Annotated in this window: 12 protein-coding genes; 10 read left to right on the forward strand and 2 right to left on the reverse strand. The window is 59.9% G+C overall.

Going from position 1 to position 16,007, the window contains the following annotated elements; translation table 11 throughout:
* Window positions 1–207 precede the first annotated feature (207 nt).
* Window positions 208–1,419, reverse strand: coding sequence for a M20 aminoacylase family protein (locus AWB69_RS01530; RefSeq protein ID WP_062081374.1), 1,212 nt, complete (start codon window positions 1,417–1,419; stop codon window positions 208–210).
* Between the two features lie 169 nt (window positions 1,420–1,588).
* Here AWB69_RS01530 and AWB69_RS01535 point away from each other — a divergent pair, with 169 nt between their 5' ends.
* Together AWB69_RS01535 and AWB69_RS01540 are read left to right on the forward strand one after the other, a co-directional pair.
* Window positions 1,589–3,670, forward strand: coding sequence for a molybdopterin-containing oxidoreductase family protein (locus AWB69_RS01535; RefSeq protein WP_062081376.1), 2,082 nt, complete (start codon window positions 1,589–1,591; stop codon window positions 3,668–3,670).
* A gap of 155 nt (window positions 3,671–3,825) precedes the next feature.
* Window positions 3,826–5,499: a long-chain fatty acid--CoA ligase gene (locus tag AWB69_RS01540; RefSeq protein WP_062081379.1), complete on the forward strand. Its 1,674-nt coding sequence runs from the start codon at window positions 3,826–3,828 to the stop codon at window positions 5,497–5,499.
* Between the two features lie 177 nt (window positions 5,500–5,676).
* Here the strand turns inward: AWB69_RS01540 and AWB69_RS01545 are convergent, their stop codons facing one another.
* Window positions 5,677–6,834 (reverse strand): porin, encoded by a 1,158-nt coding sequence (locus AWB69_RS01545; protein WP_062081380.1) that lies wholly within the window; start codon window positions 6,832–6,834, stop codon window positions 5,677–5,679.
* A gap of 316 nt (window positions 6,835–7,150) precedes the next feature.
* Between AWB69_RS01545 and coq7 the strand changes: the two genes are divergently transcribed.
* From coq7 to mraY, 8 genes are all read left to right on the forward strand, one after another.
* Window positions 7,151–7,822, forward strand: a complete 672-nt coding sequence (gene coq7, locus AWB69_RS01550) for a 2-polyprenyl-3-methyl-6-methoxy-1,4-benzoquinone monooxygenase (protein ID WP_062081382.1) — start codon at window positions 7,151–7,153, stop codon at window positions 7,820–7,822.
* 399 nt (window positions 7,823–8,221) lie between these two features.
* On the forward strand, window positions 8,222–8,650 hold the full coding sequence (mraZ, locus tag AWB69_RS01555; protein ID WP_062081385.1) for a division/cell wall cluster transcriptional repressor MraZ: 429 nt from the start codon (window positions 8,222–8,224) through the stop codon (window positions 8,648–8,650).
* Window positions 8,651–8,666: 16 nt separating this feature from the next.
* Window positions 8,667–9,644 (forward strand): 16S rRNA (cytosine(1402)-N(4))-methyltransferase RsmH, encoded by a 978-nt coding sequence (rsmH, locus tag AWB69_RS01560; RefSeq protein WP_062081388.1) that lies wholly within the window; start codon window positions 8,667–8,669, stop codon window positions 9,642–9,644.
* Window positions 9,641–9,985 (forward strand): cell division protein FtsL, encoded by a 345-nt coding sequence (gene ftsL, locus AWB69_RS01565; protein WP_062081391.1) that lies wholly within the window; start codon window positions 9,641–9,643, stop codon window positions 9,983–9,985. The genes rsmH and ftsL overlap by 4 nt, the downstream gene beginning before the upstream one ends.
* Window positions 9,982–11,853: a peptidoglycan D,D-transpeptidase FtsI family protein gene (locus AWB69_RS01570; protein WP_062081393.1), complete on the forward strand. Its 1,872-nt coding sequence runs from the start codon at window positions 9,982–9,984 to the stop codon at window positions 11,851–11,853. The genes ftsL and AWB69_RS01570 overlap by 4 nt, the downstream gene beginning before the upstream one ends.
* Window positions 11,850–13,391 carry a UDP-N-acetylmuramoyl-L-alanyl-D-glutamate--2,6-diaminopimelate ligase gene (locus AWB69_RS01575; RefSeq protein WP_062081395.1) on the forward strand — a complete coding sequence of 514 codons (1,542 nt, stop codon included), beginning with the start codon at window positions 11,850–11,852 and terminating at the stop codon, window positions 13,389–13,391. The genes AWB69_RS01570 and AWB69_RS01575 overlap by 4 nt, the downstream gene beginning before the upstream one ends.
* The gene (locus AWB69_RS01580; protein WP_062081398.1) at window positions 13,388–14,800 is read left to right on the forward strand and encodes a UDP-N-acetylmuramoyl-tripeptide--D-alanyl-D-alanine ligase; all 1,413 of its coding nucleotides are present in this window, start codon (window positions 13,388–13,390) and stop codon (window positions 14,798–14,800) included. The genes AWB69_RS01575 and AWB69_RS01580 overlap by 4 nt, the downstream gene beginning before the upstream one ends.
* A 15-nt stretch (window positions 14,801–14,815) precedes the next feature.
* The gene (mraY, locus tag AWB69_RS01585; protein ID WP_031360691.1) at window positions 14,816–15,985 is read left to right on the forward strand and encodes a phospho-N-acetylmuramoyl-pentapeptide-transferase; all 1,170 of its coding nucleotides are present in this window, start codon (window positions 14,816–14,818) and stop codon (window positions 15,983–15,985) included.
* Window positions 15,986–16,007: the final 22 nt, after the last annotated feature.

Consider the following 16,007-nt stretch of genomic DNA (forward strand, 5'->3'; position numbering starts at 1 on the left):
AGGCTCCTCATGCGCTGCCAAGCAACTCCGCAGCTATACAAAAACCCCACCCCTCAAAGGTGGGGTTTTTGCGTTTCAGGTTCCACCTTTCCACTCAACTCGGCTCATACAACTCGCAATTCAACGGTTAAAGCGAAGCCCGCCACTGCAAAAAAATGCGCCCACTTCAGCAAAGTGGGCGCATGGACGTCAACGCGATGAACTTATTCAGCGCGTCGCTTGATTCTCTCCAGCAGCCAGAAACGTTTCCGCGAGTCGCACCCAATATGTTGATCCAACGGATAACAGCGCGTCGTTGAAATCGTAGCTTGCGTTGTGCAGCGTGCATGGCCCCAGGCCGTGTCCAGTGTCCCGATGCGACCCTTCGCCATTCCCCAAAAACGCATAGCAACCCGGCTTCGCGAGCAGCATGAAGGCGAAATCCTCGGCGCCCATCGTCGGTTCGACGGAGGCATTGACGTTCTCCTCTCCAACCACCTTAGCCATCACAGAAGCCGCAAACCGGGTCTGCTCAGCGTCGTTGACCGTGGGGGGATAGTTGCGATGAAAGTCGATGGAAACTTCGCACTCGTACGCCGCCGCGGTCGCTTTCGCAATTTCCCGCATCCGACGCTCAATCAAGTCGAGCGTCTCGACGGTAAACGTTCGCACCGTGCCACCGAGCCAGGCTTCATCGGGGACAACATTTGACGTATCCCCGGCATGAATCTGCGTGATAGAGAGGACGGCTGTGTCGATAGGTTTCTTGTTACGCGTGATGATCCCTTGCAGCCCATTGGCAATCTGAACTGCCGTGAAAACCGGGTCGTGTCCGCTGTGCGGTAGTGCGGCGTGCGAGCCGACGCCCTTGATATTGATGCGGAACTCATTGCTCGACGCCATGATCGGGCCCGGCGTGACCCCGAAGTGGCCTGCGGGCATTCCCGGCCAGTTGTGAATGCCGAATACGGCATCGACGGGAAATTGTTCGAACAGCCCGTCCTCGATCATTGCCTTGGCGCCCGCTCCGCCCTCTTCGGCGGGCTGAAAGATAAACACGATGGTGCCGTCGAACTTGCCGTGCTCCGCCAGATGTTTCGCCGCGCCCAGCAACATGGCGGTATGGCCATCATGTCCGCACGCATGCATGCGGCCTTCGTGTTGCGATCGATGCCCGAACGTGTTGATTTCGGCGATCGGCAAAGCATCCATGTCGGCGCGCAGGCCAACACATCGCTTACCGGAACCGCGTCTTAGCACACCGACGACGCCGGTTTTTCCCATGCCACGATGTACTTCCAGGCCCCATCGCTCGAGGTTTTCGGCGACCAGCTTTGCCGTGCCGACTTCTTCATAACGCAACTCGGGATGCGCGTGGATCGTTCGTCGCAGTGCTTTGATTTCCTCGTGCGACGCTTCGATTTCTGGAATCAGATTCATGAAACTGTCCCCTGTCTGAAAAATTAACGTTGCGCGTGCTTTCGTTCGCGTCTATCGCACCATTCTACGCCCGCGATTATTTATCGAAGCGTGGGACGGTGAGGTCGGGCCAACCGTAATAAAATCGTCTTATCTGTCCGCTTTTTGCACATTCCCACCGGATACCCGCATGAACGCTCCCGCTGAATTTGCTCGCGCTGTCTGTCCGCACGATTGTCCCGACACCTGTGCGATGCGCGTCACCGTGAAGGACGGCCGCGCGGTCAAGGTGACCGGCGACCCCGACCACCCGCCTACGCAAGGGGTCCTTTGCACAAAAGTGTCTCGTTATGCGGAGCGAACTCACCATCGGGATCGATTGCTCACGCCGATGCGTCGGGTCGGTGCGAAGGGAGAAGGCCGTTTCGAGGCGGTAAGCTGGGACGAAGCGCTGACATTCGCCGCGCAGCGGCTGAATGAAATCGCGGCTCGCGCGCCCGAAGCCATCTTGCCCTACAGCTACGCGGGCACGATGGGCCTCGTGCAGGGCGAAAGTATTGCCGCGCGCTTCTTCAACGTGCTCGGCGCGTCGCGTCTGGACCGTACGATCTGCGCGGCTGCCGGCGCCGCGGGTTTGCGCTATACCTATGGCGGAAGCCTTGGCATGCATACGGAGTATTTCGAGGAAAGCGAACTGATCCTGATCTGGGGATCGAATTCGATTGCGTCGAACCTGCACTTCTGGACTCGTGCGCAGGAAGCCAAGCGCCGGGGCGCGAAGCTGATTGCCATCGATCCGTATCGCTCGCTGACAGCGGAAAAATGCCATCAGCACATCGCTTTGAAACCGGGCACGGACGGCGCGCTGGCGCTCGGCATGATGAATGTCATGATTGGCGAAGGGCTGATCGATCAGGGTTACATCGATGCCTATACGCTCGGCTTCGATCAACTCAAGGCCCGCGCGGAAGACTATCCGCCGGCACGGGTCGCGAAAATTTGCGGGATCGAAGCGCAGGTCGTGATCGATCTCGCGCGGGCGTTCGGATCGACAAAAAAAGCATCGATACGCCTCAACTACGGCATGCAGCGTGTGCGCGGCGGCGGCAACGCGGTCCGCGCGATCGCCTGTCTGCCTTCGCTTACGGGCGCATGGCGCGAGCGGTCGGGGGGCTTGCTGCTGTCGTCGTCGAATTGGGCGCCGGTCGATGCCAACGCGCTCCAACGGCCGGATCTGTTGCCGGGATGGCCGTCGACGCTGCCGCGCATTGTGAACATGAACGCTATTGGCGACGCGTTGCTGCATCCGGGTGACGCCAGCTTTGGCCCGAAAGTCGAAGCGCTGATCGTCTACAACTCGAACCCGGTTGCGGTCGCACCGGATTCCGCGAAGGTTGCTGCGGGCTTTGCGCGTGAGGATCTGTTCACCATCGTGCTCGAACATTTCCAGACCGATACCGCCGATTACGCCGACCTCATCCTGCCGGCGACTACGCAACTCGAGCATCTCGATGCTCACAAGTCATACGGCCATACGCACGTGATGGCGAACTTGCCGGCGATCAATCCCGTGGGAGAGTCGCGGGCAAACACGGAAATTTTCCGCGGCCTGGCCAGGGCGATGGGGCTGACGCATCCGGCCCTGTTCGAAAGTGATGAAGAGCTGGCATCGAAGGCTTTTCGTTGGGACGATCCCGCGCTCGCAGGCGTGACCTGGGACACGCTGAAAACAAAAGGCTGGGCGCAGCTCAAGCTGGCGGAAGCGCCGTTCGCCGAGGGCGGTTTCCACACGCCATCGGGGAAATGCGAATTTTTCAGTGAGCGTTTGCAACGTGCCGGGCTTGAACCCGTCCCGGATTACCTGCCGCCGTACGAATCGGCCGAGTACGCGCCGGCGCTTGCGGCACGTTATCCGCTTGCAATGATCTCGCCGCCCGCGCGGAACTTCCTTAACAGCAGCTTCGTCAACGTGGAAAGCTTGCGATCGACGGAAGGTGAACCGCATCTCGACATGCATCCCGCCGACGCCCATGCCCGTCAGATCACCGAAGGCGAGCTGGTGCGCGTATTCAACGATCGCGGTTCAATGCAGGCGCGTGTGCGAGTCACCGATCGTGCGCGTGAGGGCGTGGTGGTGGGATTATCGGTATGGTGGAAGAAACTCGCGCCGGATGGTTGCAACGCCAACCAGGTGACAAGTCAGGCGCTGACCGATCTGGGCGGGTCTGCGACATTTTATGACTGTCTCGTGGAGGTCGAGGCAGCGTACTGAATTGAGTGGGAAGCTAGGGGGCGTAAGGGGAGGCACGGGCCGGTCGGATTGGAAGCTGGCGTCTAACCCGGTTGTGGGAATGCAATTGAGCGGCTACGATGCGCTACTAAGCATTTTCGCACGACCATTCTAAAATCATACAAAGGAGACGCCGTATGGAAAAAATCTGGTTAGCGTCCTATCCGGCAGGCGTGCCTGAGGAAATCGATGCGACTCAGTTCAATTCGCTTTCTGACCTGCTGGCAGAGAGTTTTCGCGAACATCGCAGCAAACGTGCGTTTGTCTGCATGGGCAAGGGAATTACCTACGGGGAGCTCGACACGCTGTCCAGCCGGCTAGCCGCGTGGTTCCAGTCGCGTGGTTTGAAGACCGGTGCGCGGGTTGCAATCATGATGCCGAACGTGTTGCAGTATCCGGTCGCGATCGCTGCCATTCTGCGCGCGGGTTATGTTGTCGTGAACGTGAATCCGCTCTACACCCCGCGTGAACTCGAACATCAGTTAAGGGATTCCGGAGCCGAGGCAATCGTGGTGCTCGAGAACTTCGCGCACACCGTGCAGGCCGTTGTGAAAAACACCGTGATCAAGCACGTGGTGGTTGCGTCCATGGGTGACCTGATGGGCGCGAAGGGCTTGATCGTCAACTTCGTCGTACGGCGTGTGAAGAAACTGGTGCCGGCGTGGAATCTCCCTGACCACGTGAGTTTTAATGCGGCCCTGCGACAAGGTGCGCGCGAAACGCTCAAACCCGTCAAGCAAGGTCCCGACGACATCGCTTTTCTCCAGTACACCGGCGGCACGACAGGCGTAGCGAAGGGCGCGATGCTGCTGCATCGAAACCTGATCGCGAACGTCCTGCAGTCTGAAGTCTGGCTCAATCCAGGGCGCAAGAATCGGCCGGACATCGATCAATTCATTACCGTCGTGGCGCTGCCGCTTTATCACATCTTTGCGCTGACCGTTTGCGGCTTCCTGACCTTGCGTACGGGCGGCATGGGCATCCTGATTCCGAATCCACGCGATATCCCGGGAACGATCAAGGAGCTCAAAGGCTTCCAGATCAACACGTTTCCGGCCGTGAACACCCTTTACAACGCGCTGCTGAACAATCCGGAATTCGCGAAGCTCGATTTCTCCAAGCTGATCGCGGCAAATGGCGGCGGCATGGCTGTGCAAGAAGCCGTGGCGAAGCGATGGTTCGAGACAACGGGTTCACCCATCATCGAAGGTTATGGATTGTCCGAAACATCGCCGTGCGTGACATGCAATCCGGTGACCGCTACCGAATACACCGGCACGATCGGCTTGCCGTTTCCCTCCACCGAACTCGCCATCCGCGACGACGACAACAACGACATGCCGCTTGGCCAGCCCGGGGAGATCTGCATTCGCGGCCCACAGGTGATGGCGGGTTACTGGAACCGCCCCGACGAGACCGCGAAAGTGATGACCCCGGACGGCTTCTTCAAGTCGGGTGACGTCGGCATCATGGACGAACGTGGATACGTGAAGATCGTGGACCGCAAGAAGGACATGATCCTGGTGTCGGGCTTCAATGTGTACCCGAATGAGATCGAGGACGTGGTGGCGAAGCTTCCCGGTGTCTTCGAAGTGGCAGCCGTCGGTATGAAGGACGCGACCTCGGGTGAAGCGGTCAAACTGTTCGTCGTGCGCCGTGATCCGCAATTGACGGAAGCCGATGTGATGGCATTCTGTAAGGAGCGGTTGACAGGCTACAAACGGCCACGCGTGATCGAGTTCCGGACGGAACTGCCGAAGAGTAATGTCGGCAAGATACTGCGCAGGGAGTTGCGCGACGGCAACACCTGAGCGCGGGTTAGCCGCAGAAGAGCGAAATGATAAACAGGCCTCCACATCGCAAGATGTGGGGGCTTTTTTTCGTCGCATGCGCCGAAGCCGGATCGATTCAGTCCGGAATCACGGAATGGGCACGAAAAAAAGGCGCCCGGAGGCGCCTTTCAAGACAACTGTTTTTATTACGACTTATTAGAACTTGTGACGGATGCCGACAACAGCAGCAACCTGGTTCGACGTCGACGACGCCGAGAGGCCGTTGATGTTTGCAACAGCGGTCTTGCCGGTCGAATCCGTACCCGACGCGTGCTGATAGATGCCGTCGATATACAGGTCGGTACGCTTGGACAGGAAGTAGTCCGCGCCAATGACGCCTTGGTGGTACTTCGCGTCGTTCACGCCGTAGCCCTTCGTGTAGTCGTATGCAGCGCCCAGCAACAGAGCCGGCGTCAGCTGATACTTGAAGTTCAGTTCGGCATTGTGGAACTTGGCGCTGCCGGAAGTGGTCTGGCCCGTTGCACCAGTAACACCGGTTTGTCCGAGATCCTTGAACTGCGTGTTGCTGTACGTTGCGCCGACAGTTGCCGCGCCGAATGTGTAAGCACCGGCAGCGGTGATCACTTGTTGCGTCTTAGCCGTTGCATAGCCCGAATACACCGTCGAACCGGTCATGTTCGAACCAGTCGTGCTCGACGTCGAGTTGTTGCCGAAGAACGAGAAGTTCGGGTTCTTGACGTTGAAGTAGCCTGCGCCCAACTGCAACGGACCTTGCGCATAGCCAACACCAGCCGAGAAAATCTGGTTGCGGTTGAATTGACCAGCAACGCCGCCCAGGCTGTACAAGCCACCGAACGTAAAGCCGCTGTAGTTGTTGCTAGCGTACTTGATCGAGTTGTTCGTGCGGTTCGAGTTGTTCATGTTGTCCAGGTCGCCCGGGTGCGCGGCGTAGAACGACGCCCACTGGCTACCCACTTCGAACGCGCCGGTGTAGTCCACCACGGAGTCGTATTGACGACCGAGGGTGACCGTACCGAACTGGCTCGACAGGCCAACGTAGGCTTGACGGCCGAATTCGTCACCGCCTTGACCCAGCTTGCCGGAAAATGCGTTGAAACCGTTTTCCAACACGAACAGCGCCTTCAGGCCACCGCCCAGATCTTCCGTACCACGCAGGCCCCAACGATCGCCTTGCAGATTGCCGGCGCTCGTTTCGTACAGCTTATGGCCGCCCGAGTTATTGTTGTAAGCGAAACCTGCATCGACAATACCGTACAGCGTCACGCTGCTCTGAGCATGCGCGGCACCTGCGAATGTACCCAACGCAGCCAGAGCGAGAAGCGACTTTTTCATTGATGATCTCCAAAGTGTTGAAACTGTTTGGCAAGGTCACTGTTCTTAGCGCCAGTGTGTTGACGTCCCCGCCGGTACTCCAAAATTGAAGTTGAACGTAATGTAACAAAGAGATTTTTGCTGACAAAGGAAAAGCGGCCTCTCTGTTTCCCCCGTGTGACGTTTACGCAACATGCGGTAAAATCGGGGTTTCCGGCATATTTACGACCCGTATTTGCCCTAATTACACGTTTTGAAGACTACGTAATTTGTTGGTTAGCCTATCGGTCTCTGTCCGGTGCAACATCGCTCAGGAGATCGAAACAGGAGTTATGAAATGACACTCGATGAACTGATCTCTGAGTTCGATCGTGGACTACGGTCGATGACCGGCGTATCCCGGATGTCGCGCCCCATACCGGAGGCGTCTTCGCTTCATGTGGACAGCGCTGAGTCTCACGCCGACGCTGATGCCGTTGCAGCGGATACAACGCTGAGCGCGGAAGAGAAGGCGCATTCGGCGGCGTTGATGCGCGTGAATCACGTTGGCGAGGTGTGCGCGCAGGCGCTGTATCAGGCGCAAAAACTGGCGACCAAGTCGACAACCTTGAAGCGCGGCTTCGAAGATGCGGCGCGCGAGGAAGAAGACCATCTGGCGTGGACCATGCAACGATTGCGCGATCTCGACTCGCGGCCCAGTCTGCTCAACCCACTGTGGTACACCGGGTCGCTGGCATTGGGGTTTATTGCGGGCAGATTTGGCGACCGCGTCAGTCTCGGGTTCATGGCGGAAACCGAACGTCAGGTAGAGAAGCATCTGAACAGCCACATGACGAGTTTGCCCGCGAACGACCACGCATCGCGCGCGATCGTCGAGCAAATGCGCGTCGATGAAGCCGCTCATGCCGTCGCCGCCATCAACGCGGGTGGCATCGAATTGCCGTTTCCGGTGCGGGCGCTGATGCGCGCGACATCGAAGGTCATGACCCGCACCGCGTACTATATTTAATCAATCACGCATCTCGCCGAATCCGGCGGGATGCGCTGCCGCTCCTAGCCTGCTTGCTGCGTTCAATCTGACCCGTAATTCCCCCTGCGGGCCTTCGCAGAACGAAACCATCCCCTAGTCTTTGTCCGTCATTTCACGTACTACCTTCACATTCGCCACTACGTCATTCATTCATAACGCTTTTCGAAATTTCGCCCTACTTTAGCGGTCTGCGCTAAGTCATTGTTCTAACAAACAAATTTAGTCAAAAAATGCCAGATCGTATTGACCGGCGAAATGCCTTCCTCTACAGTGGGAAATGGTGTGAGAAAGTGTATTTTTGTGTGATTCAGAGAGCACTTTCAGGCATATTCCAACAAAGTCGTGACGCGCCGCCGTGGCGTGAAGAGGAGAGGGCGAGTGTTCCAAGGGGCTTCGGCGCTGTCGCTCGATGCGAAAGGACGGATGTCTGTCCCGTCTCGCTATCGGGAAGCGCTGCAAGGACAGGCAGAAGGCCGGGTTACGCTCACCAAGAGCCCGGATGGATGCCTGTTGCTCTTTCCTCGCCCTGAGTGGGAAATCTTCCGCTCGAAAATCGCTGCACTCCCTATGGACGCAATCTGGGTTCGCCGGATCTATCTCGGCAACGCCATGGATGTCGAGCTCGATAGCGCTGGACGGGTATTGGTATCGCCGGAGTTGCGCGCGGCGGCATCGCTGGCTAAGGAAGTGACGCTGCTCGGAATGGGTAATTACCTGGAAGTGTGGGACGCGGTGACTTACACCGAGAAGGAAAAAGCGGCGATGGCGCAAGGCATGCCCGACGCGCTGAAGAATTTCACGTTTTGACGCGGCGCTAAAGAACATGGCCCCTGCGATGAAAAACGAATTGCAGCATCGCACGGTGCTGCTGGATGAGGCGGTAGATGCGCTGGTTACGCGCGTGGACGGTACTTATATAGATGGGACGTTCGGGCGCGGCGGTCACAGCCGGCTGATCCTGACGAAGCTGGGCGAGGCGGGCCGCCTGATCGCCTTCGACAAGGATCCGCTGGCCATCGCCACGGCCGCACAGATTCAGGATTCAAGATTTTCCATAGTGCATGAGAGTTTCGCCTCGTTAGCCGAAGCCGCTGCCGAGCGAGGAGTAGGGAAGGTGTCGGGCGTGTTGCTGGATCTGGGGGTGTCGTCGCCGCAAGTGGACGATCCGGACCGCGGCTTCAGCTTCAGGGCCGACGGTCCGCTCGACATGCGGATGGACCCGAGCCGTGGCGAATCCGCCGCGGAATGGCTGGCGCGGGCAACGGTGCAGGAATTGACGGAGGTGATCAAAGATTATGGGGAAGAACGGTTTGCTTTTCAGATTGCAAAGGCGCTTGTTGCTCGCCGGGCAGAGTCCGATCGTCTTGGGCCTCTCGTCACCACGGGCGAGCTTGCCCAAATCGTGGGTCATGTCGTCAAAACCCGTGAGAAGGGTAAGGATCCGGCAACCCGCACCTTTCAGGCTATACGGATTCACATCAATCAAGAGCTTGCGGAGTTGCAAGTAGTTCTGGACGCAGCATTGGCGTTGTTGGAGCAAGGGGGGCGGCTGGTCGTGATCAGCTTTCATTCGCTCGAGGACCGGATCGTCAAACGTTTCATGCAGGCCCTCGCAAGCGGGCCTGCGATTGACCGCCGCCTGCCGATCCGTGCCGCCGACCTGCCCAGTCCGCCACTCAAGCTGATCGGCCGTGTGTTTGCGTCTGACGCTGAAGTCGCGGCGAACCCTCGTGCGCGTTCCGCCGTGATGCGGATTGCCGAGCGGGTTACTGCGCAGACTACCGGGCAGACGGCGCCATGAACCGTCTCAACATCTTCCTCTTGATCGTCGTGCTCGGCTGCGCGCTGTCGGCGGTGAGCGCCTCGAACAAGCAACGGCAGATTTTTATCGATGTGCAGCGGGCGCAGTCGGAAGAGCGTCAGTTGCAGCAGGATTTTTCGCAGCTTCAGTATCAGCAGAGCGCGTTGTCGAAAACTTCGCGTATCGAGCAGTTGGCCACTACGTCCCTGAAGATGCAGCCCGTCACGACGGGCCGCACGCAATACCTGAACTATGACCCGGCGACGTCGAAGGCCACGGACGCGCCGTTGCCTGCGCCTGTTCCGGCGTCGGCTCCTCCCGCACGCGGGGTGAAACGATGAAACCGTCGCCAAAGAAAAACAAGGGCGTCGCCTTCACGCCCAACCCTATCCTCTCGGTGCGCCTCCCCATGTGGCGCTCGAAGCTCGTCGTATTCATGCTGTTCATGGCGTTCGTCGCGCTCGCGGGGCGCGCGTTCTGGATCCAGGGTCCGGGTAACGCGTTCTTCAAGAAGCAGGGCGAAAGCCGCTATCAGCGCACGCTCGAAATGCCCGCCACACGCGGCCAGATCAAGGACCGCAACGGCCTCGTGCTCGCAACCAGCCTGCCGGTGAAGGCGATCTGGGCCATTCCCGAAGCCGTTCCCGACGATCTCGGCGCCGACAAGCTCGGCCAGCTCGCCACGCTGCTGGATATGTCGCCGAAGGAATTGCGCGCGAAACTTTCCATGGACAAGACCTTTGTCTATGTGAAGCGCCAGGTGCCGATCGAGGTCGCGCAAAAAGTTGCGGCCCTCGACATCCCCGGCATTTATTCGCGTGGTGAATACAAGCGCTTTTATCCGGAAGGCGAGATTACCGCGCATCTGATCGGCTTTACTAATATTGAAGACAAGGGTCAGGAGGGTGTTGAGCTTGGCGATCAGGGCATTCTTGCCGGTACGCCGGGTATGCGTCGCGTGATCAAGGACCGGATGGGACACATCGTCGAAGACGTGGACGAGCAAGTCGTGCCGCATAACGGCGAGGACGTGGAGTTGTCGATCGACAGCAAGATCCAGTACATCGCGTATACGAACCTGAAAGCTGCCGTGGAGAAGTTCAAGGCGAAGGCGGGCGCGGCGATCGTGATCGACGTGAAGACCGGTGAGGTGCTCGCGCTTGTCAACTATCCGACCTACAACCCGAACGACCGCTCGCTCATGACCGGCGAGCAGTTGCGCAACCGGATCATGACGGACACGTTCGAGCCGGGCTCGATCATGAAGCCGTTCACCATTTCGCTGGCGCTTGATCTGCATCGCGTCACGCCGAATACGCTGGTAGATACGGGCGGCGGTTCGTTCGTGCTCGACGGCGCACGCATCACCGACGACTCGGCGTTCGGCGTGCTGACCGTGGGTGGCGTGATCCAGAAGTCGAGCAACATTGGCGCGACCAAGATCGCTATGCAGTTGAAGCCCGAAGAGATGTGGAACATGTATACGAGCATCGGGCTCGGGCAGGCGCCGAAGGTGGGTTTCCCGGGCGCGGTGTCGGGCCGTTTGCGGCCGTGGAAAAGCTGGCGCCGGATCGAACAGGCGACCATGTCGTATGGCTATGGCCTGTCCGCGTCGCTGTTCCAGTTGGCGCGTGCCTACACGGCGATCGCGCATGACGGGCAGGTATTGCCGGTCTCCATTTTCCGCACGCCGGGCGACGCTCCCGTGACGGGTCCGCAAGTGTTTTCGCCGACCACCGCGCGTGAAGTGCGCGCCATGCTGGAGACCGTGACGGCGCCGGGCGGCACGTCGCCCGATGCAGCGGTGCCGGGGTATCGCGTGGGCGGAAAGTCCGGTACGGCGTACAAGCATGCAGGGCGTGGCTACGATAAATCGCGGTATCGCGCATCGTTTGTCGGCATGGGGCCCATGCCCGATCCGCGCATCGTGGTGGCGGTGTCTGTCGATGAACCGACGGCCGGCAGCCACTTTGGCGGCCAGGTGTCAGGTCCGGTGTTCTCGGCCATCGCCGGCGACACGCTGCGTTCGTTGAACGTGCCGCCCGACATGGCAGTGAAGCAGATGGTGGTGTCCGACGACCCCGCTTCCGGCACGCCCGCCACCGACATCAGGAAGCCGAACGCGACGAATACGAACGCGAACACGAATCCGCCGAAGAAGCTGAAGGTATCGACGAATCCGAAGAATCACCCGGGAGTCGTTCGATGAGCGGTCTGGACTTGGTCAGGCAGCAGGCGCAGATCGCGAAAGCGGTCGCGTGGCTGCGTGCGCACGCGGACGCCAGCGCGCAATTGCACGCCGATTCGCGTTCGCTGACATTGGGTGACGTGTTTTTTGCGTACGCCGTGGATGGCGCGGACAGTCGCCCTTTTATCGATGCCGCGCTCGAAAAGGGTGCTGCCGCCGTGCTGTATCAGCCGGAAAATTTTGCGGGCAAGCCGGACGCGTCGCATACGCTTGCGGTCAAGGCGCTCAATGAACTGGCCGGCCCGATTGCATCGGCGTGGTATGGCGAGCCCACAGAATCCATGCTGGTCGTGGGCGTGACCGGAACGAACGGCAAGACGTCGTGCAGCCATTGGCTGGCAACGGCGCTCTCGGCGCTGGGTACGCCGTGCGCGGTCGTCGGTACGCTCGGCAGCGGCATGCCGGGCAAGCTCGTGCATTCAGGCTTTACGACGCCCGACGCTCCGCAACTGCAGCGCACGTTTGCCCAATTCAAGAGCGACGGCGCGAAGGCCGTGGCAATGGAAGTGTCGTCGCATGCGCTGCACCAGGGGCGCGTGAATGGCACGAAGTTCGACATCGCCATCTTCACGAATCTCACGCAGGATCACCTGGACTACCACGGCACGTTCGCCGCGTACGAAGCGGCGAAGGCGAAACTGTTCGCGTGGCCGGCTTTGAAAGCTGCTGTCATCAATCGCGACGACCCGGCTGGCCGGCGTTTGATTGCATCGTGTCACGGCAGGACGCGAACGATTGCGTATGGAATCGAAAACGCCGCTGGCGCCGAAGTGAAAGCCGACGCGTTGCTGCTTGCCAGCCGCGTGCGTGCAACGGCAACGGGCACGGCGTTTCACCTGAGCTCCGACTGGGGTGACGCCGACGTGGAAGTCGCGACGCTCGGCGAGTTCAACGTGAGCAACCTGCTCGGCGTGCTGGGCGCGTTGCTGGCGGCGCAGATTCCGCTCGACGCTGCGCTTGCGCAGATTGCGAAGCTCGAAGCGGTGAATGGGCGGATGCAACGCCTTGGCGGCCGTTTGCAGAACGATGAGCCGCTTGTGGTGATCGATTACGCGCATACGCCGGATGCGCTCGAGAAAACGCTGGCAGCGCTGCGGCCGATCGCCGAAGCGCGCGGCGGTCAGTTGATCTGCATGTTTGGTTGCGGCGGGGACCGTGACGCGACCAAGCGCCCGCTGATGGGCGCTATCGCGGAGAAGAACGCCGATCACGTGGTGATCACCAGCGACAACCCGCGCGGTGAGGATCCGCTTGCGATCATCGATCAGGTTGCAGCGGGCTTTCAGGACGCGTCGAAAGCGCGCCGCATAGAAGACCGCGCGAGCGCGATCCTCCAGGCGATCCGCACCGCGGCGCGCGAGGACGTGGTCGTCCTCGCCGGCAAGGGCCACGAAGCCACGCAGGAAATCATGGGAAAAAAGCGCGCTTTCTCCGATCAGGATCACGCACGCCTGGCGCTTGCCGCTCGTGCCACGCAAGCGCGCGGAGGTGGCGAATGACGCTGTTCACACTGCGCGACGCTGCGTTGCAGATCCCGGGTGCGATCGTTATCGGCGATGAAAACGTCACGTTCGACCGGGTATCCACGGATAGCCGCACTGCGGGTCCTGGCGATCTGTTCATCGCGATCAAGGGCGATCGTTTCGATGCCCACAATTTCCTGCCGCAAGTCGCGCAGCGCGGCGTTGCCGCGGTGTTGGCCACGCGCACGCCGGACGATTTCACCGTGCCCGAGATCAAGGTCAAGGACACGCGCGTGGCGCTCGGCGCATTGGCCTACGGCTGGCGCAAGCGCTTCACGATTCCGCTGATTGCAGTCACCGGCAGCAATGGCAAGACCACGGTCAAGGAAATGATCTCGTCGATCCTCGCGGCGGCCGTGGGCGAAAACGCGCGGCTCGCGACGGCAGGCAATTTCAACAACGACATCGGCTTGCCGCTGACGTTGTTCCGCCTGAACGAAACCCACAAGCTCGCGGTCATCGAGCTCGGCATGAATCATCCGGGCGAAACGGAAACGCTCGGGAAGATCGCCGCGCCGACGGTTGCTGTCGTCAACAACGCGCAGCGCGAGCATCAGGAATTCATGGCGACGGTGGAAGCGGTCGCGCTCGAGCACGCATCGGTGATTCACGCGCTGGCCGCCAACGGCACGGCCGTTTTCCCCGCCGATGACAAATACGCGAGCATCTGGCGCGTTGCCGCGACGGGCAATCCGATCCTGGATTTCGCGTTGCATACGGACGTCTCGCAAACGGAAGCGGCGGTGACCGGCAAGCTGGTTGGCGCGACGCTCGAGATCAACACGCCGCAAGGCTCACTCGATGTCGCGCTGCAGGTGCTGGGCGAACACAACGCGCGCAACGCGTTGGCGGCTACGGCCGCGGCTATTGCCGCGAACGTTTCACTCGATGCCATCAAGCGCGGGCTCGAAGCGTTCAAGCCCGTAAAGGGCCGCCTGCAAGTGAAGCGCGCGGTGCTTACGCCGCTCGAAGGCGTAACCGTTATAGACGATACGTACAACTCGAATCCCGACTCCATGCGTGCGGCTATCGACGTGCTTGCGTCGCAAGCGTCGCCACGCGTGCTGGTCATGGGCGACATGGGCGAGGTCGGCGACCAGGGCCCGGCGTTTCATCGCGAAGTGGGAGCGTATGCGGCGCAACGGGGCATCGATGCGTTGTACGCACTCGGCGACGCGAGCGTTGATTCGGCTAAAGCCTTCGGCGCAACAGCACAGCATTTCACCGATATTGCCTCACTCATTGCAGCACTCACCGGCGCCGGTTTCGGACCCGACGCCACGTTTCTCGTGAAAGGCTCGCGCTTCATGCAGATGGAGCGCGTGGTGGACGCCGTGACGAGTCCACACCAACCCGCAGCGGGCGCTACGCCTGCTGCGCACTGAAGAAGAAGGACCAGCATGCTACTCGCACTCGCGCAATGGCTTCAGAATGACGCCAGTTTTCTGCGCGTGTTTACCTACCTCACGTTCCGCGCAGTCGGCGCGACGATCACGGCGTTGTTCGTCGGTCTCGTCTGCGGCCCGTGGGTGATTCGCAAATTGACCTCGCTGAAAGTCGGTCAGGCCGTGCGTACGAACGGCCCACAAACGCATTTGGTGAAGTCTGGCACGCCGACCATGGGTGGCGTGCTGATCCTGTTGGGCATCGCATTTTCCACGTTGCTGTGGGCCGATCTGACCAATCGCTTCGTGTGGATCGTGATGCTTGTCACGTTCGGCTACGGCGTGATCGGCTGGGTCGACGACTACCGCAAAGTCGTGCATAAAGACCCGCGCGGAATGTCGTCGCGGGAAAAGTATTTCTGGCAGTCGGTGATTGGTTTGTTCGCCGCCGTGTACCTCGCGTTCAGCGTGTCCGAGGCGAACAACGCACGCGTGTTCGACCTGTTCATGGCGTGGGTGCGTAGCGGTTTGTCGATGGGCTTGCCGGCGCGCGCCGACCTGATGCTGCCGTTCCTGAAATCGATCAGCTATCCGCTCGGGACATGGGGTTTCATCGCGATGACGTATCTGGTGATCGTCGGTTCGAGCAATGCGGTGAATCTCACCGATGGCCTCGACGGTCTCGTCATCATGCCGGTCGTGCTGGTGGGCGCATCGCTGGGTGCGTTTGCTTATGTGATGGGTAGCTCGGTGTACTCGAAGTACTTACTGTTCCCGCACATTCCCGGGGCCGGCGAATTACTGATCTTTTGTTCTGCAATGGGGGGCGCGGGGCTCGCGTTTCTCTGGTACAACACGCACCCCGCGCAAGTCTTCATGGGCGATGTCGGCGCGCTCGCGCTCGGCGGTGCGCTCGGGACCATCGCCGTGATCGTGCGGCAGGAAGTCGTGCTGTTCATCATGGGCGGCGTGTTCGTCGCGGAAACCCTGTCCGTGATGATGCAGGTCAGCTATTTCAAGTACACGAAAAAACGCTTCGGCGAAGGGCGGCGCATCTTCAAGATGGCACCGCTGCATCACCATTTCGAGTTGTCGGGATGGAAGGAAACGCAGGTGGTCGTGCGCTTCTGGATCATCACGCTGATGTTGTGTCTGTTCGGTTTGTCGACGCTGAAGCTGCGTTAATAAGTTACGCAAATTCGTGCGT

Origin of the sequence: Caballeronia udeis (assembly GCF_001544555.2) — a bacterium.
In the GTDB taxonomy this organism is placed as follows: Bacteria; Pseudomonadota; Gammaproteobacteria; order Burkholderiales; family Burkholderiaceae; genus Caballeronia; species Caballeronia udeis.

Coding starts and splice junctions, on each gene's coding strand:
- AWB69_RS01530 (WP_062081374.1), bottom strand. CDS start 1,419: ATGAATCTGATTCCAGAAATCGAAGCGTCGCACGAGGAAATCAAAGCA.
- AWB69_RS01535 (WP_062081376.1), top strand. CDS start 1,589: ATGAACGCTCCCGCTGAATTTGCTCGCGCTGTCTGTCCGCACGATTGT.
- AWB69_RS01540 (WP_062081379.1), top strand. CDS start 3,826: ATGGAAAAAATCTGGTTAGCGTCCTATCCGGCAGGCGTGCCTGAGGAA.
- AWB69_RS01545 (WP_062081380.1), bottom strand. CDS start 6,834: ATGAAAAAGTCGCTTCTCGCTCTGGCTGCGTTGGGTACATTCGCAGGT.
- coq7 (WP_062081382.1), top strand. CDS start 7,151: ATGACACTCGATGAACTGATCTCTGAGTTCGATCGTGGACTACGGTCG.
- rsmH (WP_062081388.1), top strand. CDS start 8,667: ATGGCCCCTGCGATGAAAAACGAATTGCAGCATCGCACGGTGCTGCTG.
- ftsL (WP_062081391.1), top strand. CDS start 9,641: ATGAACCGTCTCAACATCTTCCTCTTGATCGTCGTGCTCGGCTGCGCG.
- AWB69_RS01570 (WP_062081393.1), top strand. CDS start 9,982: ATGAAACCGTCGCCAAAGAAAAACAAGGGCGTCGCCTTCACGCCCAAC.
- AWB69_RS01575 (WP_062081395.1), top strand. CDS start 11,850: ATGAGCGGTCTGGACTTGGTCAGGCAGCAGGCGCAGATCGCGAAAGCG.
- AWB69_RS01580 (WP_062081398.1), top strand. CDS start 13,388: ATGACGCTGTTCACACTGCGCGACGCTGCGTTGCAGATCCCGGGTGCG.
- mraY (WP_031360691.1), top strand. CDS start 14,816: ATGCTACTCGCACTCGCGCAATGGCTTCAGAATGACGCCAGTTTTCTG.